The sequence below is a fragment of the Paraburkholderia fungorum genome, from assembly GCF_003610895.1.
GTDB classification, from domain to species: domain Bacteria; phylum Pseudomonadota; class Gammaproteobacteria; order Burkholderiales; family Burkholderiaceae; genus Paraburkholderia; species Paraburkholderia fungorum_B.
Map to the genome: position 1 here is coordinate 13,943 of NZ_MCAS01000039.1, position 20,411 is coordinate 34,353.

Annotated in this window: 18 protein-coding genes; 10 read left to right on the forward strand and 8 right to left on the reverse strand. The window is 63.0% G+C overall.

Annotation, left to right across the window (positions count from 1 at the left end; genetic code table 11):
- The first annotated feature begins 72 nt into the window (after positions 1–72).
- A complete protein-coding gene (locus tag BCY88_RS29630; RefSeq protein ID WP_120347719.1) occupies positions 73–531 on the forward strand; it encodes a CopD family protein in 459 nt (152 codons plus the stop codon).
- Positions 532–654: 123 nt separating this feature from the next.
- Here BCY88_RS29630 and BCY88_RS29635 read toward each other — a convergent pair whose 3' ends face one another.
- From BCY88_RS29635 to BCY88_RS29660, 6 genes are all read right to left on the reverse strand, one after another.
- Entirely contained in the window at positions 655–1,863 is a 1,209-nt protein-coding gene (locus BCY88_RS29635; RefSeq protein WP_120347720.1) for a chromate transporter, read from the reverse strand.
- A gap of 221 nt (positions 1,864–2,084) precedes the next feature.
- The gene (locus tag BCY88_RS29640; protein WP_120347721.1) at positions 2,085–4,445 is read right to left on the reverse strand and encodes a bifunctional diguanylate cyclase/phosphodiesterase; all 2,361 of its coding nucleotides are present in this window, start codon (positions 4,443–4,445) and stop codon (positions 2,085–2,087) included.
- 384 nt (positions 4,446–4,829) lie between these two features.
- The gene (locus BCY88_RS29645; protein ID WP_120347722.1) at positions 4,830–5,189 is read right to left on the reverse strand and encodes a PhzF family phenazine biosynthesis protein; all 360 of its coding nucleotides are present in this window, start codon (positions 5,187–5,189) and stop codon (positions 4,830–4,832) included.
- A gap of 181 nt (positions 5,190–5,370) precedes the next feature.
- Positions 5,371–5,835: a RidA family protein gene (locus BCY88_RS29650; RefSeq protein WP_120347723.1), complete on the reverse strand. Its 465-nt coding sequence runs from the start codon at positions 5,833–5,835 to the stop codon at positions 5,371–5,373.
- 56 nt (positions 5,836–5,891) lie between these two features.
- Positions 5,892–7,088, reverse strand: a complete 1,197-nt coding sequence (locus tag BCY88_RS29655; RefSeq protein WP_120347724.1) for an aminotransferase-like domain-containing protein — start codon at positions 7,086–7,088, stop codon at positions 5,892–5,894.
- Between the two features lie 75 nt (positions 7,089–7,163).
- Entirely contained in the window at positions 7,164–7,853 is a 690-nt protein-coding gene (locus BCY88_RS29660; protein ID WP_120347725.1) for a VOC family protein, read from the reverse strand.
- A gap of 279 nt (positions 7,854–8,132) precedes the next feature.
- Between BCY88_RS29660 and BCY88_RS29665 the strand changes: the two genes are divergently transcribed.
- Positions 8,133–9,587 carry an aminotransferase-like domain-containing protein gene (locus tag BCY88_RS29665; RefSeq protein ID WP_120347726.1) on the forward strand — a complete coding sequence of 485 codons (1,455 nt, stop codon included), beginning with the start codon at positions 8,133–8,135 and terminating at the stop codon, positions 9,585–9,587.
- 80 nt (positions 9,588–9,667) lie between these two features.
- Positions 9,668–11,566, forward strand: coding sequence for a molecular chaperone HtpG (gene htpG, locus BCY88_RS29670; RefSeq protein WP_120347727.1), 1,899 nt, complete (start codon positions 9,668–9,670; stop codon positions 11,564–11,566).
- Between the two features lie 167 nt (positions 11,567–11,733).
- On the opposite strand, the gene BCY88_RS29675 is transcribed toward htpG, so the two are convergent.
- Positions 11,734–12,003 (reverse strand): hypothetical protein, encoded by a 270-nt coding sequence (locus BCY88_RS29675; RefSeq protein ID WP_120347728.1) that lies wholly within the window; start codon positions 12,001–12,003, stop codon positions 11,734–11,736.
- Positions 12,004–12,280: 277 nt separating this feature from the next.
- Here BCY88_RS29675 and BCY88_RS29680 point away from each other — a divergent pair, with 277 nt between their 5' ends.
- Positions 12,281–14,080: a glycosyltransferase family protein gene (locus tag BCY88_RS29680; RefSeq protein ID WP_120347729.1), complete on the forward strand. Its 1,800-nt coding sequence runs from the start codon at positions 12,281–12,283 to the stop codon at positions 14,078–14,080.
- Positions 14,081–14,187: 107 nt separating this feature from the next.
- Here BCY88_RS29680 and BCY88_RS29685 read toward each other — a convergent pair whose 3' ends face one another.
- On the reverse strand, positions 14,188–14,694 hold the full coding sequence (locus BCY88_RS29685; RefSeq protein ID WP_120347730.1) for an OmpA family protein: 507 nt from the start codon (positions 14,692–14,694) through the stop codon (positions 14,188–14,190).
- Positions 14,695–14,938: 244 nt separating this feature from the next.
- On the opposite strand from BCY88_RS29685, the gene BCY88_RS29690 reads away from it, so the two are divergent.
- The 6 genes from BCY88_RS29690 to BCY88_RS29715 all read left to right on the forward strand — a co-directional run bounded on the left by BCY88_RS29690 (position 14,939) and on the right by BCY88_RS29715 (position 20,382).
- Positions 14,939–15,685: a chorismate--pyruvate lyase family protein gene (locus BCY88_RS29690; protein WP_120347731.1), complete on the forward strand. Its 747-nt coding sequence runs from the start codon at positions 14,939–14,941 to the stop codon at positions 15,683–15,685.
- On the forward strand, positions 15,685–16,158 hold the full coding sequence (locus BCY88_RS29695; RefSeq protein WP_120347732.1) for a DNA-deoxyinosine glycosylase: 474 nt from the start codon (positions 15,685–15,687) through the stop codon (positions 16,156–16,158). Before BCY88_RS29690 ends, BCY88_RS29695 begins: the two co-directional genes overlap by 1 nt.
- Positions 16,155–17,078: a class I SAM-dependent methyltransferase gene (locus tag BCY88_RS29700; protein WP_120347733.1), complete on the forward strand. Its 924-nt coding sequence runs from the start codon at positions 16,155–16,157 to the stop codon at positions 17,076–17,078. The genes BCY88_RS29695 and BCY88_RS29700 overlap by 4 nt, the downstream gene beginning before the upstream one ends.
- Positions 17,079–17,334: 256 nt before the next feature.
- On the forward strand, positions 17,335–17,583 hold the full coding sequence (locus BCY88_RS29705) for a DUF3311 domain-containing protein (protein WP_120347734.1): 249 nt from the start codon (positions 17,335–17,337) through the stop codon (positions 17,581–17,583).
- Positions 17,583–19,133, forward strand: a complete 1,551-nt coding sequence (gene mctP / locus BCY88_RS29710; RefSeq protein ID WP_120347735.1) for a monocarboxylate uptake permease MctP — start codon at positions 17,583–17,585, stop codon at positions 19,131–19,133. Before BCY88_RS29705 ends, mctP begins: the two co-directional genes overlap by 1 nt.
- Positions 19,134–19,257: 124 nt before the next feature.
- Positions 19,258–20,382 carry an FUSC family protein gene (locus BCY88_RS29715; protein WP_120347736.1) on the forward strand — a complete coding sequence of 375 codons (1,125 nt, stop codon included), beginning with the start codon at positions 19,258–19,260 and terminating at the stop codon, positions 20,380–20,382.
- Positions 20,383–20,411: the final 29 nt, after the last annotated feature.

Here is a 20,411-nt window from a genome sequence, read left to right on the forward strand (position 1 = left end):
GAACGCGCTCAATAGCCGCTGCTAATATTATTCGCAATAAGCGGTGTGGCGTCGTCGGGAGAGGAAAACAACATGAACAAAGCTATCGAACTCGCGCTGTTTCTGCATCTGCTCGCGGTCGCGGTGTGGGTGGGCGGAATGATATTCGCGCATTTCTGCCTGCGCCCGGCCATTGCCGATCTTTCGCCGCAACTGCGCTTGCCTTTGTGGGAATCGGTGTTCGGTCGATTCTTCAACTGGGTCGCTGCGGCAGTGCTGGTGATTCTCCTGACCGGCGGTTTCCTGCTGATGCAATTCGGTGGTGGTCATGCCACGTGGCCCCTGCATGCCATGGCTGGCCTCGGCATTGTGATGATGCTGATCTTCGGTCACATCCGCTTCGCCGTGTTCCCTCGCATTCGCCGTGCTGTCCAGGCGCAGAAGTGGCCGGACGGCGCGCAGGCAGTCGGCACGATCCGGCGTCTGGTACTGATCAATATCGTGCTCGGCGTGGTGACGATCGGCGTAGCGGTGCTATCGCGCGGGTTCTGACACCCGGCTTCTGACGGAAGAGCGAGGCTTGCGCTGTGAAGTACGGCTTTGCAGCGCACCCGCGAGTAACGGCGCGAAAGCTTGTGAATGAAGGCGGGCTATCGGGTGTGGAGCATGCGCCGCTTACTGCAGCGCGCCGTAGGCAAGCCACAGTCCACACACGACCGCGACCGTTCCGTACACCACATACACCGGCACCTTGAGCTTTGCGAAGCACATGCCGGAGAACAGGGCCGTCACCAGATACACGGGTTTGAACGGCACATGGCCTGCAATGCGCAGCACGGCCACTGCCAGAAACGCGGTGGTGACCGCACGCAAGATCCGCATGCCGTGCTCGAAACGCGGATTGGCCTTCAACTGATGCAGATGCCGCTGCGCGAGCACCACGAGGCAACCCGACGGCACAAAAAGCGCGAGCGTGGCAATCAGCGCGCCCACCCAGCCATCCACCAGATAGCCGAAGAACGGCACCACATTCAGTAGCGGCCCGGGCGACAGCGGGGATAGCGAAAATGCCAGGGTGAAGTCGTTATCCGACACACCGATCGCCGGCGTGACAAACAGTGTTTTGAGTACTGGCAACGCCGAGAACCCGCCGCCGAATAGCGTCATGCCCGCACCGGCCAGCCGCGGCCATAGCAGCGCCAGTTCATAGCGATGCGGCAACGGCAGCGCGAACATCACCAGCAGCACGCACAATGCGGCCAGTATTTGCCAGTCGCCTCGCCCTATCGACAACTCGATACGGGTATTGCGAGCCGGGCTGACCAGCCAGCCGGTGCCGAAAGCGGCGCCGAGCATCACCACGTAGGCCGCGGGACTGCGCGCATAGAAGAGCCCCACGCACCCGAGCACCGCCGCGATCCATTCGAGCTTGCCGCGCACCAGCGCACGGGTCTGCTTGTACCAGGTGATCGCGATCAGCGTGGCCAGCACCACGCTGAAGTGATTGAGCAAGGTTTGAGAGGCTGCGGCGCGCACGAGCGGCGTGCGATAGAAGATCGCGAACAGCGTCATCAGCATGAAAAAAGGCAGCACGCTGGCGACACCGGCCACCCAGGCGCCGGCGCGTCCGCGCAACGCATGGCCGAGTTGCACGGCGACGTTGCAGCCCACCGGCCCGGGTACCATCCAGGCCAGCGCGATCAGATCGGAAAAGGCCACGCGCGAGAGCCGCCCTTCGCGCTCCACGTAATGGTTTTCGAGTTGCGCCATCAGCGCGAGGCCGCCCCACGACAGCGCCGACAGGCCGCACACGACCCGGAACAGCGTCCATAGCGGTTCTCGTTCCCCTCGTCTGGCTGCGTCCTGGTTCGTGATCGTCTGCATGGTGCCGCGGGCGCCGGCACACGGGCGGCCCGCCCTCTGGGATCATCGTTGTGTGTGTTGGCGCGACCAGCTCCCGGCATCGCGCCGTCACGCATTACAGCGTGAATGTAGCTGGTTTTGCGATGCTGCGGTTGGATAACGCGGGGGCCGCCGCCAGTACGTCCATGGGCCGCCTGCGCAACGCGTCGGGATTGGCAGGCAGCGCTTTCGCCGCAGCGCGCTCAGCTATCGGCGCTTGTGCTGGACAGACTGTTGGTACTGTCCGTTTCATGCGCGGATGGATGACCCTTCATGCCGCATACGCCGAAGCGTTCGAGCAGCGCCGGAATCGCGTCGACCGGCACCGGGCGTGAGAACAGGAAGCCCTGCGCCTCGATATGGCCGAGCGCGGCGAGCCACGCAATCTGCTCTTCAGTCTCGGTGCCTTCGACCACCACCGTGAGTCCGAGCGAACGCGCCAGATTGACGATCGCGGTGACCATCACGCACACGCTGCGGTCGCCGGGAATCGCCTGGACGAACGAACGGTCCACCTTCAGCGTGTCGACCGAGAAGCGGTTCAGATAGGAGAGCGACGAATAACCGGTGCCGAAGTCGTCGAGCGCGATGCGCACGCCGAGGCGTTTCAACGCGAAGATCTTCTCCGAGACGAGTTCGGGATATTCCATCATCGCCGTCTCGGTGATCTCGAGTTCGAGGCGGCGCGCGGAGATGCCGCTTTCCTCGATTGCGTGCGAGACGGTTTCGTATAGATCGCCGCGCCAGAATTGCACCGCGGAGATGTTCACCGCGAGCGACAGCGTGTCGTAGCCCTGCTGCTGCCATACCGCCAGTTGACGGCAGGCGGTCTCGATCACGAAGTCGCCGATCGGCACGATCAGGCCGGTCGATTCGGCGACCGGAATGAATTCGTTGGCCGGAATCAAGCCGTGCTGCGGATGGTTCCAGCGCACCAGCGCTTCAAAACCGGTGATGCAGCGGCGCGTCAGATCGATCTTTGGCTGATAGGAGAGAAACAGCTGGCCTTCGGCGAGCGCGACGCGCAACTGCTGTTCCCATTTCATCAAATGGTCTGCACGGTGCGACAGCTGCGGCGAATAGAACTGGTAGCAGTTCTTGCCCGCGTCTTTGGCGCTGTACATCGCGAGGTCGGCTTTTTTCAGCAGGTCGATTTCGCTTTCGTTGGCGACCGAGTAGAGCGCGATGCCAATGCTCGCATGCAGGACGAACGAACTGCCGCGCACTTCGAAAGGCTTGGCGAAGGCTTCGGCCGCTGCTTCGGCGAGTGTGACCGCGTGCTTCTCGACGTCGTCGCCCTTGATCACCACGACGAACTCGTCGCCGCCGATGCGGCTCAACGCGCCGCCGTCGCCGACCGCGGTGGCGAGGCGCGAGGCCGTCATTTGCAGCACGATGTCACCGGCGTTATGGCCCAGCGTGTCGTTGACGGTCTTGAAGTTGTCGAGGTCGATGAAGAGAATTGCCAGGCGGCCGAGATTGGAAGGCTGCGCCACGTCGTGCCTTAGCGTTTGCAGCGTCGCATAGCGATTGCGCAAACCGGTCAGCAGATCGTACTCGACCAGATGCGTCATCTCGCGTTCACGCCCGAGCAGCTTGCCGATCAAACCGGTGGCGACCGCGAAGAAGCTCAACATCGCGAGCGAGATGAAGCCCGCCATCAGCAGATAGACGTTGCGCGTGTGGTTGTAGTCGGCGAATTCTTCGGCTTGCGAGAGTCCCACCAGCACGCCGAGCGGATAGCCGTCGATATGCCGGTACGAGACGATGCGCGTGACGTTATCGATCGAATCGACGTAAGTGCCCGACACATGCTCAGAGGTCGGGTACGAGCCGCTTGCCGAGAATGAGCCATTGGTGCTGTCGGCGCTGCCCGTGCGGCGCGCCAATACCGTGCCGTTGTCCGAGATCACCGCGATCACGCCTTCGCGGCCAATGGCGGCGTTGTTGTAGAAGTCGCTGGTGAAATAGCTCGGGTCCTCGGAGACCACCACGACCCCTGCGAACGAGCCGTCGGGATGATTCAGGCGGCGCGTCATCTGCAAGGTCCAGTGACCGGACACGCGGCCGAGCACTGGCTTGCTGATATACAACTGGTCGTCGTTTTCGTGTTCGTGGACCTTGAAGTGTTCGCGGTCCGACAGATCGATGTGCTTGGGATTGAGTTCGGCCGTGTTGGCGATCAGTGTGCCGTGCTCGTCGATCAGCGAGACCTGCACCAGTGTTTCGCTTTGCACCACGCCTTTTTCGACCGTGCTGGCCAGATCGAAATGATTCGGTGTTTTCTCGAACTCGTATTTGACGAAGCGGGTGATCTGGTCGACCTGGTGAATCGCCTTGACCGTGTGCTGCTCCAGCGCCGCGGAGAGAATTGCGGCAGAGGCCATGGCCTCGCGATTCGTCGCTTCTTTCTCAACCGACAGACGCGCGAAGATCACGGTCCAAAGCAGGATCAGCACCAGCACGCCGAGCGCGGGAATCGCGAGCAAGGCTCGGCGGCGCGATACGGCAGGATCGCGGCGGGGTTTGGCTTCGCGCTGGTCGGAGAAGCGGAACTGGCTCATCGGGTCGCCCGTTCCCTGGTGCCGGCCAGTTGCAACTGCGCGAGCGTCGACTGCGCTAATTTCATGGGTGGCTGCATGGTGACCAAGGTGCCGGAGCTGCGGCGCAGGGGAAGGGAGCGAGACGTCGTGCCTGACCATCCGGAGGTCATCGGATACGTCTCGATATTACTTAATGCCACTGGATTAAGGAAGCGTCGGCGCATCGGGTATACGCGGGCGCGGCAGGCCGTCCTGGCTGCCTGAATTCGCAGCCGGCGCGGCCAGCCTTGGGGCTTCAGCCTGGCCGTCGTTTTCGAATATCTCATCGGGATCCGGAATTCAGGTGTGCCAGGCCTCTCGTTATGCATGGCGCATTAATCGCGTAAACGGTGTGGCGTTTTGTGGTCAGGCGTGGTCGAAAACGGCGGGACCATGCGTGTTCGTCATCTGCACGATGCCGGCGAGTGCGGCGGGATCGGGTTCGAGCGCGAGGCGCTCGCGCGCCGAATTGACGTGCGCCACGAGCCATGGCGCACCACTGTCGAGCGCGCTGGGCGTTGCGCTGACATGGCTGGCGTCGCTACGTAAAGCCGTAGAGAGCGCCGTGTATCGATCCTGGGAAAGCGCCGTGATGCGCGCGGGCGGGCGGCGCAGCGAAATTGCATCGAGCGCATCGCCGTTGAATACGGCAGCAAGCGGATTGCCTTTGAACGGCACCGACGTGAACACGTCGACTTGTTTAAAACGAACGGCGTTGGCGGTCATCGGGCGCAATCCGGCGAATCCAGCAGATTGATCGGGTTCGGGGATTCTACCTGGTGACAAAGGAACGATCTACCTTGCGAAAAATGCAAAACGCGCCGCAGGTGGCAGACACCTTGCGACGCGTTCAGGAGATTCAGGACGACTCGCCGGGTCAACCCGCGGCCGAACCTGTTGGCATGCGTTATTCGACTTCGGCGATCATCTCGATCTCGACGCATGCGCCGAGCGGAATCTGCGCCACGCCGAATGCCGAGCGCGCATGCTTGCCGCGCTCGCCGAACACGTCCGCGATCAGCTCGGACGCGCCATTGGTCACCAGATGCTGCTCGGTGAATTCGAGCGTGGAGTTGACGAGGCTCATCAGCTTCACAATGCGCGTGACGCGGTTCAGATCGCCCACATGCGTATGCAGCGTGGCGAGCAGGTCGATCGCGATGGAGCGTGCGGCAGCCTTGCCTTCTTCGGTGGTGAGCGTGGCGCCGAGCTTGCCGGTCCACACCTTGCCGTCCTTCTTGGCGATGTGGCCGGACAGGTACACCGTGTTGCCGCTTTGCGCGCTCATCACATAGGCGGCTGCCGGAGCGCCCGCGCTCGGCAGTTCGATGCCCAGTTCCTTAAGCTTGTCGTACACATTCGTTTGAGCCATGGTGAGTCCCTGGTCGAGAGTGGAATTCGGTAACCCGGCACGGCGGCCGGGGGCGTTCAAACCTTCGCGCGGATCAGCGCCGCAAGACGCGACACACCTTCGTCGATCTTCGCCGGCGGCACCGTGACGAACGACAGGCGCAACGTATTATGCTGGGCTTCGCTCGCGAAGAACGGACCGCCCGGCACGAACGCCACATTCTGCGCGACGGCTTCTTCGAGCAGCTTCATGCTGTTGATCTGTGCGGGCAGATTGACCCACACGAACATGCCGCCTTCGGGGCGGTTCCAGCTCACGCCTTCCGGCATGTAGCGCTCGAGCGCGGCGAGCATGGCCGCGCATTGATCGCGATACAGCTCGCGAATGGTCGGCACATGCGTGTCGAGGAAGCCGTCCTTGACCACTTCGTACACGATGCGTTGCGTGAAGCTCGGCGTGTGCAGATCGGTGGCTTGCTTGGCCTGTACGAGCTTGAAGATCAATTCTTCGGGCGCAATGATGTAGCCGACCCGCAGGCCCGGCGCCAGCACCTTCGAGAACGAACCGAGATGGACGATGTGATCCGGCGCCATCGAAAGCATGGTGGGCAGCGGCTCGCCCGCGTAGTCGAGCGCACCGTAGGGATCGTCTTCGATCACGGGGAACGGCGCGGTCTTCGCAAACGCGGCCAATGCACGGCGGCGTTCGACCGGCAGGCGGCGGCCCGTCGGATTCTGGAAGTTCGGTTGCGCGTACAGGAGGCGTGCGCGTGCCGTCAGCTCGGGCGTAAGCGCCTCGGGAATCAGGCCTTGTTCGTCGGTCGGAACCTGCACGTAGCGCGGTTCGTACATCGAGAACGATTGCAGCGCGCCCAGATAGGTCGGCGTTTCGACCAGCACGGGGCTGTCCGGGCACACCAGTACCTTGCCGAGCAGATCGAGCGCCTGTTGCGAGCCGGTCGTGATCAGTACCTGCGAAGGGCGAATCTGCGCGCCGTTCACCGAGTAGCGTTGCGCGATCCACTCACGCAGCGGCAGATAGCCTTCGGTCGCGCTGTATTGCAGCGCCGCGGCGGGTGCGTCGCGCAGAATGCGATCGGATGCTTCGCGCATGCGTTCGGCCGGGAAGGTCGCCGGCGAGGGCAGGCCGCCCGCGAACGAAATGACTTCGGGCCGCTCCGTGACCTTCAGGATCTCGCGGATCGCCGAGCTCGTGAGCTTGCGCGCGCGTTCGGACAGTTGCCACGTGGGGGCTTTCAAGTCGCTTTGGTTCATGGTCTCCTCTGCTGGTATGTCTGGAATCGGTCAAAACTTCGATTATCGCGCGAGTTGGTAACCTGCGCGCGCTGCTTATTTAAGGGTTCGTAGACCCTCGGGTGTTTCAAACTCGGCGACGAGTGCGGCCGCGCCCTCCGTGGGTTCGAGCGCGATCAGATGCGCCGCGCCCAGCCAGCGGAGTTGGGCGCCGATTGCGTCGGCTTGCGCATGGGTTGCTTTCAAAGCTTTCAATGCAATGCCTGTTTCCGGCAACACTGCCGACGGATGCCGTGCGGTGTCCCACTGGATCAGCGAGGGCAGGATGCCGTCACCGGCGCCTTGCCATGCGGGGAACGCGCCGTCTTCAGGCACCGACAGGCCCCAGCTGAAATCGCCGCGCGTCATCGGCACGATCGGCGCAATACGCTGCGGATACTGCGCCTGCCACACGGCGAGCTGCTTCGGACGATCGACCCGGGCAACCCAATGCGACAGGTACGGCCCTTTTTCGAGCCGCGCTTGCGTCGCCGGGTCGTCGAGGGCGAACAGGCGGGCACGGGGCGTGGCGCCGTCCGCGGGTTCGGCGGCCTGCGGGTCGACCGCGATCACTTCCAGATACACGCCGCCCCACAGGTTCAGCAGGCGATTGTGGGTGCGCATCAGCGGATGCGCACCGCCGCCGGCCGGTGCGACGCCAAGCGTGTCGGCGACGTACTGCGTGCCCTCGTCGAGGGTACGGGCGGAAATCACGAGGTGATCGAGACGGAGCGGATGGGCAGTCATGGCGGATCAGGAAAACGGTTTCTGCGGTAAGCCGGAACGCGCGCCGGATGCGGCGGCAGCGTGGCCGGGGTCGTAAGCATAACCGTTTGCCGGGTCGGCGGGCCAGACGGATGGCGTTTGGGCTGGTCCCGCCCAGGGCCGCTTGAGCACAGTGCATGCCGCCCGGCGCCGCTTCGTCATCCGTTGCTTATCTTAAATGTAGCCTTAAATGTAGCGATGGCGACCGGCACAGTAACGGTACAATCGACTCGATACCATTCGGTACAGTTGGAGCCCGCCATGTCCGTCCCGCTTACCCAGATTCCTGCCCCGCACGATACCGCGTCGCTGACGCTGGTCGAGCAGCTTGTTCAATGGGCGAGCCGCCGTATCGAGGAACGGGTGTTCCGGCCCGGCATGCGCATGCCGTCGATCCGCAAGCTGGCGCTGGACAAGGGCGTGTCGCGTTTCACCGTGGTCGAGGCGTACGAGCGGCTGGTGGCACAGGGCTATCTGGAGTCGCGGCGCGGTTCCGGTTTCTATGTGCGCGAACGATTGGGCGGCGCGCCCACGGCTGAGATCCGCACAATTGCCGCGGCCGCCCCCGCGCCGGCCACGATCGACGTCGTCTGGCTGCTGCGCAATATGCTGCACACCGGTGCGCGCCCCGAGCGCAGCCCCGGTCTGGGCTACCTGCCGGCGCGCTGGCTCGACGGCGATCTGATCACGAACGCGCTGCGCACGCTCGGCCGGCAAAGCGGTGCGCAGATGCTCGGCATCGGCACGCCGCAGGGTTTTTTGCCGCTGCGTCAGCAGTTGCAGACGCGGCTGGAGGAGCTGGAAATCGGCGCTTCGCCGGACCAGATCGTGATGGTTTCCGGCATTACCCAGGCGATCGATCTGATCTCGCGGATTTACGTCAAGCCGGGCGATGCGGTGATTGTCGGCGACCCGGCCTGGTTTCAGATGTTCGGGCGCTTCGCCTCGCAGGGTGCACGGCTGGTGGGCATGCCGTACACGCCGGATGGGCCGGACCTCGACGCGCTCGAGTCGCTTATCGAAACCTGGCGGCCGAAAATGCTGGTGATCAATTCGGTGTTGCAGAATCCCACGGGCACGTCGCTTACGGCCGCGCAGGCGTTCCGCATCTTGCGGCTTGCCGAAGCCTACGACTTTATCGTCGTCGAAGACGATATTTACGGCGATCTGTGCCCGCCGAGCCATCCCGGCACGCGCCTCGCGAGTCTCGACCAGTTGAAGCGCGTGATTTACCTCAGCAGTTTTTCAAAGACCCTCGCGCCCAATCTGCGTGTGGGTTTTATCGCCAGCGCACCGGAGGTGGCGAGAGCCGTCAGCGATCAGAAAATGCTGGTCGGCATGACGAGCCCCGAACTGAACGAGCGCGTGCTCTACAAGATTCTCACCGAAGGCCATTACCGGCGGCACGTAGAACGCTTGCGCGCGCGCCTCGACGGTGTGCGCGAAAAATCCGTGCGGATGCTCGAAAAGACCGGCATGAAACTGTTCCTGACGCCCTCGGCGGGGATGTTTTTGTGGGCCGACACGGGCGTCGACGCGGGTGCGCTCGCGGCCGCCGGCCACGAAGACGGCTTTCTGCTGACACCGGGGAGTCTGTTTTCTCCGCTGCAATCGCCCACCACGTGGATGCGCTTCAATATCGCCAACTGCGGCGATCCTGAACTGTCGACGTTTCTCTGCCGTTATCTGGACGGCGTTGCGCGGCGCGCCTCTTGAAACCGCCCAGGCATGCCCCCAATTACGCGGGCAATGTTTGACCCCAAATTTCGTATCCGTAACAGAGAGGAAGTCCGACCATGGCACAAGAAACCATGAGCTTTCAGGCAGAAGTTAAACAACTTCTGCACCTGATGATCCATTCGCTGTACAGCAACAAGGAAATCTTTCTGCGCGAACTGATTTCGAATGCGTCCGACGCGGCCGACAAGCTGCGCTTCGAAGCGATCGAAAACGGCGCGCTGTACGAAAACGATCCGAATCTGCGGATTCGCGTGTCGTACGACAAGGCCGCGCGCACCATCACGCTCGACGACAACGGCATCGGCATGAGCCGCGACGAAGCGATCGCCAACCTCGGCACGATCGCGCGCTCGGGCACCAAGGAATTCTTCGGCAAGCTCTCCGGCGACCAGCAGAAAGATGCGGCGCTGATCGGCCAGTTCGGCGTGGGTTTTTACTCGGGCTTTATCGTCGCGGACAAGATCACGGTCGAAACGCGCCGCGCCGGCTTGCCGGCCTCGGAAGGCGTGCGCTGGGAAAGCGCGGGCGAGGGCGATTTCGCGGTGGAGCAAATCGAACGCGCCGCGCGTGGCACGACCATCACGCTGCATCTGCGTGCCGATGAAGACGAACTGCTGTCGTCGCATCGTCTGAGATCGATCATCCAGAAGTACTCGGATCACGTCGCGCTGCCCATCCTGATGGCGAAGGAGGAGTGGGACGCGGAAAAGAGCGAGATGGTCACGAAGGACGAAGACGAGACCGTCAATCAGGCGAGCGCGCTGTGGACGCGTTCCAAGAACGACATCACCGAAGAACAGTACAAGCAGTTCTATCAGCATCTCTCGCACGATCATCAGGATCCGCTGACGTGGACGCATAACCGCGTCGAAGGCCGCAGCGAATACACGCAACTGTTGTACGTGCCCACGCACGCGCCGTTCGACATGTTCAACCGCGATCATCGCGGCGGACTGAAGCTGTACGTCAAGCGCGTATTCATCATGGACGATGCCGAGCAACTGCTGCCGGCGTATCTGCGCTTCGTGAAGGGCGTGGTCGATTCGGCGGATCTGCCGCTGAACGTGTCGCGCGAAATCCTGCAGGAAAGCCGTGACGTGAAGGCGATCCGCGAGGGCGTGACCAAGCGTTCGCTGTCGATGCTCGAGGAACTGGCCAATTCGGAGAACGAAGCCGACAAGGAAAAGTACGCCGGCTTCTGGAAGGAATTCGGTCAGGTGCTGAAGGAAGGCATCGGCGAAGACTTCGCCAATCGCGAGCGTATTGCCAAGCTGGTGCGGTTTGCGTCGACCCATACGGAATCGCCTGAGCAGAATGTTTCGCTTGCCGACTACGTCGCGCGGATGAAGCCCGAGCAAACCAAGATCTACTACGTGACCGCCGACACCTGGCAGGCCGCGACCCACAGCCCGCATCTCGAAGTGTTCCGCAAGAAGGGCGTGGAAGTGCTGCTGCTGACCGATCGCGTCGATGAATGGATGCTCTCGTTCCTGAACGAATTCGACGGCAAGCCGCTGCAAAGCGTCGCGCGCGGCGATCTCGATCTGGGCGCGCTGAATGACGAAGAAAAGCAGGCGCAGGAGAAGGTCGGCGAAGAGTTCAAGCCGCTCGTCGAGAAGATGAAGGAAGCGCTGAAGGACAAGGCGAAGGACGTGCGCCTGACGTTCCGCCTGACCGATTCGCCGTCCTGCCTCGTGGCTGACGATGGCGAGATGAGTGGCTATCTGCAACGTATGCTGAAGGCGGCAGGGCAGGACGCGCCGTCGTTCCATCCGATTCTCGAAGTGAATCCTGAGCATGCGCTGGTGAAGGGCCTGCACGCGGATAGCGCGAGTTTCGACGATTGGTGCCACCTGCTGTTCGATCAGGCGTTGCTGGCTGAAGGCGGCGCGCTGGAAGATCCGGCGAGCTTCGTGAAGCGTACTAACGCGTTGTTGCTGGCGCGTGCGGGTTGAGTTTGCGAGTTTGAACTGAGTTCGGTTCGGCGTCGTTTTGACGCCTGTGGCCGAAAAATGCGCTGCCTTGGCAGCGCATTTTTTTTGCCCGTTTGTGCGTTCTTCTGGTTGCCGATCTGCCCGGCGCAGGGACACGCCGGTTTGTTTAGCCGGGCGATTGCTAGCGTTTAATGCGCAGGCGCTTGCCCATGCAAATGACGCACTTGCGATAGCACGGAGCCCGCCAGTTCCTTCGCCTCGATGCAGGAATGATGATCGGCCAGTACTTTTGCCGCGAGACTGCCGATTGCCGTGCTTGTCTGTTTAGACGTGTGGTGCTGCGCGAGCGCTGAACCGGCCAGCTCCTTTTCCTGGTACAAGGCACCCGGACGCCGCAATACGACGGCGGCCAGATGCGCGATACGGTCAGAAGTTTCTTTCGAGTTCGTAGTATTCAATCGTTACTCCTTTTCGTTTGTTATTGATCCTGGCATTTTGGAGAGCTGCTAAAAATGACCGGAAAATAATTATGGTTAACTAATCAAATCAATTCAACCACTCTATATCGAGATTGAATTGTGAGATGTAAAAGCGCGCAGTTGTCTTATGCTGGCGTGATCGAAATTCGGATGCGTAAGGGATTGTTTGCGATCTTTAAGCCGTTTATGTACCGAATCTTATTTCTGCGATTACGCGCTCACGTACTCACGCGCTGCGTTAACTCTCTGTATTCCCATGTCCGATTCCACCTTGGTGAAACTTGCCGATCCCGTCCGTCTCCTGTGGTCCATCTTGCGCGATCAAGGTTTTGACGCGGCTGAGCGGCGAGCGCTCGAACTCGTCGCAGAGGGTGTCACGCCGCAATTGCACGCAGACCTATGCGCGAGTGCGGGGCGTTTTGAAGCGGCGTATGTCAGTGCTTCGCAAGCGCCGGCGGCAGGGAACGGCGTGCGTCATGCCCGCGCGGCACTTTTCGCCGACGCACTCGGCCGCGCCGATGTCGCGCAACGCAACAGCGAACTGGCGGTAGCCATGCAGCCGTCGGCTGCGACGGTCGAATGGATCGTCTGGTTGATCGATCAGTGCGGCGCGCCTTCGGCTGCGGCACATATGCTGCGCGCGTATGAGCCGCACGCGCCGCAAGACGCGCGAGTGCCATGGTGGTTGGCGATTACGCTTGCGGCGTTGCCGGATGCAAGTACGCGAGCCGAGCGTCGCGCGGCGCTATTGCGGGCCTATGCGCTCGATCCGGCGATCCATTCCGCGTTGCCGTTGCAACTCGCGCTGGCATTGCGGGAGATTCACGATTGGCCTGCGGTCGAACGTGTTTGCCGCGAGGTGCTTGCGCACCATCCCGCCGACGCCGAGATGGCGTGGCAACTGAGTCATGCGCAATGGCAGTGCAACGATGCCGCGGCGGCGGAGGCGACCATGCGCGCTGTCGACGTCGTCGCGCCCGGCAATGCACACGTGCTGGCCGCGATCGGTATGTATCTCGCCGAACAGGCGCGTTTTGCCGACAGTGAAGCGGCACTGCATGCAGCCCTTACGCTCGCCCCCTCCACGCCGCAGGCGGCCGTCGATCTGGCCGATCTGATGCTACGGCGCGGCGACTGGACGAGCGCATGGCCGCATTTCGCGGCGCGTCTGACGCGCGACGACCGCGAGCCGAACAACGTCGTGACGGTGATGGAGGGCCTGTGTCCACGCTGGCAGGGTGAACCGCTTGCCGGCAAGACCTTGATCGTGCACAGCGAACAGGGCAATGGCGACGACATCCAGATGCTGCGTTTTGTACCCGAGTTAGCAGCGCGCGTGCGCGACGAAGGCGGCCGGTTGGTCCTTGCGGTGCGACGGGCGTTGCAGCCGTTGTTTGTGCGCTTTTGCGCGGATTGCGTGTCCATTGAGGATGGCCCGCTCGGCAAGCCGCACTTTGGCCTGCCGATCATGAGCGTGCCGTCGGTGCTTGGTTTGCAGCCCGATCAGGTACGCGGCGCGGCCTATCTGCACGCCGACGCAGGCCGCGTGGCCGCATGGCGCGAGCGGGTCGGCGCATGGGGTGAGGCGGCAGGGCGATTGCATGTCGGCCTCGTTTGGTCAGGCAGCCCGACGCATCGGCGTGACGCGAAACGGTCGATTCCGCTCGCGGCGCTGACGCCAATACTGGCGCTACCCAACGCGGTTTTCCATCCGCTGACGCCGGGCCGTCACGCCGATGTGGCGGCTTTGAGCGCACAAGGTTTTCGCATTTGCGATCTGACCGCGCACTATCAGGCCGGTTTCGACGACGTCGCCGCACACGTAAGCGCACTCGACGCAGTGGTGACCATCGACAGCGCGCCCTTGCATCTGGGTGGCGCGCTGGGCCGCCCGGTGCTGGCGATGCTCGATCACGTGTCGCACTGGTGCTGGGGTAACGAAGAGGCGCAGCCCTGGTATGACTCGGTCGACCTGTTCCGGCAACCGCGGCCGGGGGCGTGGGAGGCGGTGGTCGAGCGGGTGGCGGCCCGTTTGCGAACAATGCCGGGCGCGTGACAGTCACTCGCGCGAATTGCGCTGAAACTGGAAACACATAAGAACGTGCAAGAAAAAACGCCCGCGTCATGCGGGCGTTTTTCTAACCAGGTGCCAGGCACGGACGTCTATTTCCGCCCCATCAGCGTATCCATTGTTTCGCCACGCACCACGATTTCCGTGCGCCGGTTCAGCGCGCGCCCTTCAGCCGTATCGTTAGTCGCGACGGGGTTGGTATATGCGTAGCCCTTTGTGCGGATGCGCTCGATCGCCACGCCACGTGCCACGAGCGCGTAACCCACCGCGGTGGCGCGCGCTTCGGAAAGCTGCTGGTTGTACTCGAGCGTGCCGACGTTGTCGGTGTACCCCTCGACCAGCACCGGCTTCTTGCTGCGCTTGAGCAGAACGGCAGAACGATTGATGACCGCTGCCGCATCGCCGCGCACCTCGGATTTGCCGAACTCGAACAGCGCCGCTTCGGGCAGTTTGACGGAGACACCGTTAGCGACCGGCGCCACTTCGATGCCGACGGCCTTGTTCAGCGATGTTTCGGTATCGCGGTTCAGCGGGGCTGCGCAACCCGCCATCAGCACGACAGACATTGCGCATACGCTTGCGCCCAGGAATGTTCTCATGTTTCTTTTTGCTCCTTCAATATCCGATCACGTGGCCCGCCCTTCGATCGCGGGCGGGCCGTCGACTTGGTAAAGCACGAAGGTTGTATCGCGCGTCGCGGGACCAGGAGAATCGGAACTGTCTGAAATCAATACGCTGATTGAGGCGGTTAAACCTGCCATGGCGTTCAACTGACGTTCCCGACGCAACGGCAGCTGAGGAGCTCGCGATCCTCTGACAACCGCGCCGTTATAATCCGACACCATGCCTATCCGTTTCGATGCCGCCGACGCCCACTGGCGCGTCACGCCCTTACCCGGTTTGAGCGCCGCCCAGAAAGACTGGTTGACCCGCGGCGGCTCATTGACCGCGCATCTGCGCGCGCTCGGCGCCGTTGCCGTGCGTGTGACACGCGAAGCCGTCGCGCTGCCCTGGGCCGACGAACACGCCGCGCTTGGCCTTGCGCCACGCGCGCCGGTATGGGTTCGCGAGGTGGTTTTGTCGGTGGACGGCGTGCCGTTTGTGGCGGCGCATAGTGTCGCGCCACTCGCGGCGAGCGTCGGCGTATGGCAGGCCACGCGCCGGCTGCGCACCCGGCCGCTTGCCGAGTTGCTCTACAGCGACAGCAGTGTCGCGCGTTCGTCGCTGGTGAGCCGCAGCTTGACTGCGCGCCATCCGCTGTATCGGCTGGCCGCGCGCGAAATCGACGACACACCGCCGCACGCGCTGGTTGCGCGCCGCTCGGTGTTCGAGCGTCACGGTGCGCCGCTGATGGTGACCGAATGCATGCTGCCCGCGCTCTGGGCGCATCTGGCGAATCTCGTAAGTGCGGCGCACCCGTTGTCCGCGCACGCGCCGCAGCGTTCTCATGTGCGTGAACATGGCCGTTCGCTCGAACATACGGCGTCGCGCGCCCACGGTGCGCCGCGCGCGGAGCAAGAACACCTTGCCGAACGGAGCGCGGGTGAATCCGGGCGTGCGCCGGCTTTCGACAATAAGGTGAACCGCTGATGCTGCGCGGCTTTCCTCCCGTCGTTGCAGCGGACACACATACGCTGATTCTCGGCAGCTTCCCCGGTGAGGCGTCGCTCGCGGCGACGCAGTATTACGCGCATCCGCGCAATCAGTTCTGGCGTTTGCTCGGCACGCTGCTCGACGAACCGCTTCCCGAGCTCGCCTATGAAGAGCGGTTGCCGCGTTTGTTATCGCACGGCATCGGCGTGTGGGACGTGCTCGCCGCATGTGAGCGCGAAGGCAGTCTCGACGCGGCGATCCGCAATGCCAGCCCCAACGATTTCGCTTCACTGCGAGCCCACGCGCCGAAGCTTGCCAAAGTCTGCTTCAACGGCAAGACGGCGGGCCGCTTTGCACCGGTGATCGGCGAAGCCGGCTATGCCACCCTCGTATTGCCTTCGTCGAGTCCGGCGAATGCTATGCTTTCCTTCGACCAAAAATTGCGTCTCTGGCGCGACATCCTTACATGACGAAATTGATCAAGCGCGCCTCGGCTGAAGCACGTGCTTTCCGCAACAAAGACGCTGACGCCGGCGACCATACGCTGAACAAACAGAAAGCCGTGCGCAGTAAAAAGCGCGCGCTGCACGACGACGACCTGCACGACGCGCCGCAAATCGAAGCGCCGCGCAAGCCGCGTTTCGCACCGGTCACGTTCTCGGAAGAGGGCGGTGTGCGCTTCCTGCACTTCGGCACGGAATGGGTGCAAGGCGCAATGCGTCTGCGCAAGCCGGATCACATCGAACTCGAATATGCGCAGCAGATGATGGCCTGGCTGCTGTTCATCGAAACACCTAAGCGGATCGTTCAGCTCGGTCTTGGCGCCGCCGCGCTGACCAAGTTCGCACATCGCTTCCTGAAACGCGCGAAGGTCGAAGCGGTCGAGGTGAACCCGGCGGTGGTCGTGGCCGCGCGCACGATGTTCGAGCTGCCGCACGACGACGCACGTCTCACCGTGCATGAAATGGACGCATGGGACTTCGTCAACGACCGCGCCAACCACGGCACGATCGGCGCGCTGCAAATCGACGTCTACGATGCGACCGCGCGTGGCCCGGTGCTCGACAGCGTCGGCTTCTATCGTGCGGTGCGCGCGTGTCTGACCGAAGCAGGCATGGTGACGGTCAACCTGTTCGGCGATCATCCGAGCTTCGTGCGCAACATGAAGCGTCTGAACGAAGCGTTCGACGGCCGCGTAGTCGCGCTGCCGGAAGTGCATGACGGCAACCGCATCGCGCTGGCCTTCTCGGGCCCGGCGCTCGACGTGCCGTTTGCGGCGCTGCAGGCGCGCGCGAAGCTGATCGAAGCGGAACTCGGCCTGCCGGCGCGCAAGTGGATCAAGGGTCTGCAGGAATCGACCGGACAGAACGGCAGCGCGTTCTCGATCTGACGTGGGAATGACGCAGGAGTGACGTGGGAGTCGGGCGGGCCGGTTGAGGCCGGTTCGCCCCGTCACCTCTGCTAAACCGCCGCCCCGCGCGCCGCAGCGGCACATTCGCGCCTCGGGTCGCCCCTGCTTGACCGGACGTTCTCGCCTCCTATACTCTTTCGAAGCTTTCGGGGTACCCGTGGCCTACCTGCGACGGGGGATCCACCACCCGTCCACACACGGGCCAACATTTCAATAATAGGGAAGAGGAGACGTCATGGCTCACGACGCCGACGCGAACAAGGCCAGCAAGCACTGGCTCTGGTTGCTGCTGTTGCCCTGGATCGCGATGATCTGGGTGCCGTCATACAACAAGGTCGAACCTCAGCTGTTCGATTTTCCGTTCTTCTACTGGTATCAGCTCCTCTGGGTGCTAATCAGCGCGATCATCACGGCGCTCGTGTACTTCAAGACCAAGACCCGCTCAGGCGGCAACCCGGGCAGCTCGCAAGGGGGCGCACAATAATGAACGCCACCGCAACTTTCGTCTTCGTCCTGTTTTTCATCGGCGTCACCATTCTCGGTTTTATCGCGGCCCACTGGCGCAAGGGCGACCTGGCCCATCTGGAAGAGTGGGGCCTCGGCGGCCGGCGCTTCGGCACCATCGTCACGTGGTTCCTGCTGGGCGGCGACCTGTACACCGCCTACACCTTCATCGCCGTGCCGGCGCTGGTGTTCGGTGCGGGCGCAACCGGTTTCTTCGCGCTGCCGTACACGATCCTGATCTATCCGTTCGCGTTTGTCGTGTTCCCGAAACTGTGGAGCATCGCCAAGCGTCAGGGCTATGTGACCTCGGCCGACTTCGTCTCGGCGCGCTATGGCAGCCGTATGCTGGCGCTGGCGATCGCCGTGACCGGCATTGTCGCGACGATGCCGTACATCGCGCTGCAACTGGTCGGTATCGAAGTGGTGATCGGCGCGCTGGGTTTCGACACCAAGGGCTTCGTCGGCGATCTGCCGCTGATCATCGCCTTCGCGATCCTCGCGGCTTACACGTACACCTCGGGCCTGCGCGCGCCGGCCATGATCGCGGTCGTCAAGGACGTGCTGATCTATATCGTGATCTTTGCCGCGATCATCGTGATTCCGCCGCAGCTGGGCGGCTTCGGCCATATCTTCAGCGTGGTGCCGCCTGCCAAGCTGCTGCTGAAGGCGCCGGACGTGTCGAGCCTGAACGGCTACAGCGCGTACGCGACGCTGGCAGTGGGTTCGGCGCTCGCGCTGTTCCTGTATCCGCACTCGATTACCGCGGTGCTGTCGTCGAAGTCGGGTAACACGATCCGCCGCAACATGGCCATGCTGCCGGCTTACTCGCTGGTGCTCGGCCTGCTCGCGCTGCTGGGCTTCATGGCGCTGGCTTCGGGCGTGAAGGACATGCCGGAATTCGCGCCGTACTTCAAGGCCTTCGGCCCGAACTTCGCGGTGCCGGCGCTGTTCCTGCATTTCTTCCCGTCGTGGTTCGTCGGCGTGGCGTTCGCGGCGATCGGCATCGGCGCGCTGGTCCCGGCGGCGATCATGTCGATTGCGGCCGCGAACCTGTACACGCGCAACATCCACAAGGAGTTCGTGAACCGCAACATGTCGCATGAGCAGGAGACCAACGTCGCGAAGCTGGTGTCGCTGATCGTCAAGGTCGGTGCGGTCGCGTTCATTCTCGGCCTGCCGCTCACGTATGCGATCCAGCTGCAACTGCTGGGCGGCATCTGGATCATCCAGACGCTGCCGGCGATCGTGCTGGGTCTCTACACGCGCGTGCTCGACTACCGCGGCCTCCTGATCGGCTGGGCGGTCGGCATCGCCACCGGCACATGGATGGCGATTTCGCTGAAGCTGGCGGGCTCGATCTTCACGATCCATCTGTTCGGCATGGCGATTCCGGGCTACGCGGCGGTGTGGTCGCTGATCGTCAACCTGGTGGTGTCGGTGGTGGTGAGCCTGCTGGTGCGGATGTTCGGCATGCAGCGCGCCGAGGACCGTACCCGTCCGGAAGACTATCTGGACGCGGTCGAAGGCTAAGCTGGCCGTTCCACCCGCCTGAAAAAGCAACGCCCGCAGACAAAAGTTTGCGGGCGTTTGTGTTTCCGGGGCACTCCAGGGCAGGATAGCGGAACCGTCCTTCAAAGCGTTCGTCGCGCGAGCCATGGCTTCTGCCGATTCCCCCCGCGTGATTGCCCGCCGCTCGGCCATTAGCCGCATGGTGCGCGCGATCACGTCGCCGTACTACCGCTATCGCCACGCGAAGATGCTGCATAGCCTGCGCGTCGGCGTCGCCATGCTGGTGTCGATTCTCGCGACCACCGGTATCGACATTCCTCACGGTATCTGGTCGTCGGTGACCCTGCTGGTGGTCATCGGCGGCTTGCAGCATCACGGCAATATCCGCAAGAAGGCCGCCGACCGGGCGGCGGGGACCTTGCTCGGCGCGGTGATCGGGCTTGCGCTGATCCTGCTGCAGAACCTGACCGGCTCGCTGCCGCTCACCTATGTCCTGATGTCGATCGTCGCGGCGATCTGCGCCTGGTTCGCAATCGGGTCGTCGGGATATATCGGCCTGTTGACGGCGATCACGATGTGTATCGTCGCGGGGCATGGCGACAATCTGATCGACGTCGGCCTATGGCGCACGCTGAACGTGCTGATCGGCATTGTGATCGCGCTGGCGTTTTCGTTCGCGTTGCCGTTGCACGCGACTTATTCATGGCGCTATGGAATTGCGGCGAATCTGCGCGACTGTGCGCGGATCTACACCCGTTTGCTGGAAGGCGAAACGATCAGCGAGGAAGAACAGGTCAAACGCTTCCTCGCGATCAACAAGCGGCTGGTTCAGTTGCGCTCGCTGATGCCTTCGGTGGCGAAAGAGATCGACGTGCCGCAGGCGAGGCTCGAGGAGATCCAGCGCCTGCACCGCTCGGTGCTCAGCTCGCTGGAATTGCTGGCGACCGGCCCGCTGATGCGCGCGGATGCCGTGGCGCGCGCCGCGTATGCGCGGCAGTGCGGTGTCGAGGTGCACGCCGTGCGTGGCATGCTGCTGGCGATGTCGCGCGGCCTGCGCTTTGGCCGCGCGACGCATTTCGGCATACCCGCCGCGTCACCGCTCACCGAGGCGTGCAGCGGGGTGGCGCTCGACCTGCCGCCCGACTTGCAGGGGCCGTATTGGCTCGGACAGCGGCTTGCCGAACAGGTGGACCGCTTGCGCGCTTTGCTGCTGGAGACCGAACCGAACTGGAACATCGAACGGCATTCGCGCAGTTTGCTGAAGGTCTAGGGCGGAACGCTCACGCTAACGGGCGCCCC

Excerpts from the sequence above, each read along its gene's own strand:
- BCY88_RS29630 (WP_120347719.1), top strand. The coding sequence starts at position 73 with ATGAACAAAGCTATCGAACTCGCGCTGTTTCTGCATCTGCTCGCGGTC.
- BCY88_RS29635 (WP_120347720.1), bottom strand. The coding sequence starts at position 1,863 with ATGCAGACGATCACGAACCAGGACGCAGCCAGACGAGGGGAACGAGAA.
- BCY88_RS29640 (WP_120347721.1), bottom strand. The coding sequence starts at position 4,445 with ATGAGCCAGTTCCGCTTCTCCGACCAGCGCGAAGCCAAACCCCGCCGC.
- BCY88_RS29645 (WP_120347722.1), bottom strand. The coding sequence starts at position 5,189 with ATGACCGCCAACGCCGTTCGTTTTAAACAAGTCGACGTGTTCACGTCG.
- BCY88_RS29650 (WP_120347723.1), bottom strand. The coding sequence starts at position 5,835 with ATGGCTCAAACGAATGTGTACGACAAGCTTAAGGAACTGGGCATCGAA.
- BCY88_RS29655 (WP_120347724.1), bottom strand. The coding sequence starts at position 7,088 with ATGAACCAAAGCGACTTGAAAGCCCCCACGTGGCAACTGTCCGAACGC.
- BCY88_RS29660 (WP_120347725.1), bottom strand. The coding sequence starts at position 7,853 with ATGACTGCCCATCCGCTCCGTCTCGATCACCTCGTGATTTCCGCCCGT.
- BCY88_RS29665 (WP_120347726.1), top strand. The coding sequence starts at position 8,133 with ATGTCCGTCCCGCTTACCCAGATTCCTGCCCCGCACGATACCGCGTCG.
- htpG (WP_120347727.1), top strand. The coding sequence starts at position 9,668 with ATGGCACAAGAAACCATGAGCTTTCAGGCAGAAGTTAAACAACTTCTG.
- BCY88_RS29680 (WP_120347729.1), top strand. The coding sequence starts at position 12,281 with ATGTCCGATTCCACCTTGGTGAAACTTGCCGATCCCGTCCGTCTCCTG.
- BCY88_RS29685 (WP_120347730.1), bottom strand. The coding sequence starts at position 14,694 with ATGAGAACATTCCTGGGCGCAAGCGTATGCGCAATGTCTGTCGTGCTG.
- BCY88_RS29690 (WP_120347731.1), top strand. The coding sequence starts at position 14,939 with ATGCCTATCCGTTTCGATGCCGCCGACGCCCACTGGCGCGTCACGCCC.
- BCY88_RS29695 (WP_120347732.1), top strand. The coding sequence starts at position 15,685 with ATGCTGCGCGGCTTTCCTCCCGTCGTTGCAGCGGACACACATACGCTG.
- BCY88_RS29700 (WP_120347733.1), top strand. The coding sequence starts at position 16,155 with ATGACGAAATTGATCAAGCGCGCCTCGGCTGAAGCACGTGCTTTCCGC.
- BCY88_RS29705 (WP_120347734.1), top strand. The coding sequence starts at position 17,335 with ATGGCTCACGACGCCGACGCGAACAAGGCCAGCAAGCACTGGCTCTGG.
- mctP (WP_120347735.1), top strand. The coding sequence starts at position 17,583 with ATGAACGCCACCGCAACTTTCGTCTTCGTCCTGTTTTTCATCGGCGTC.
- BCY88_RS29715 (WP_120347736.1), top strand. The coding sequence starts at position 19,258 with ATGGCTTCTGCCGATTCCCCCCGCGTGATTGCCCGCCGCTCGGCCATT.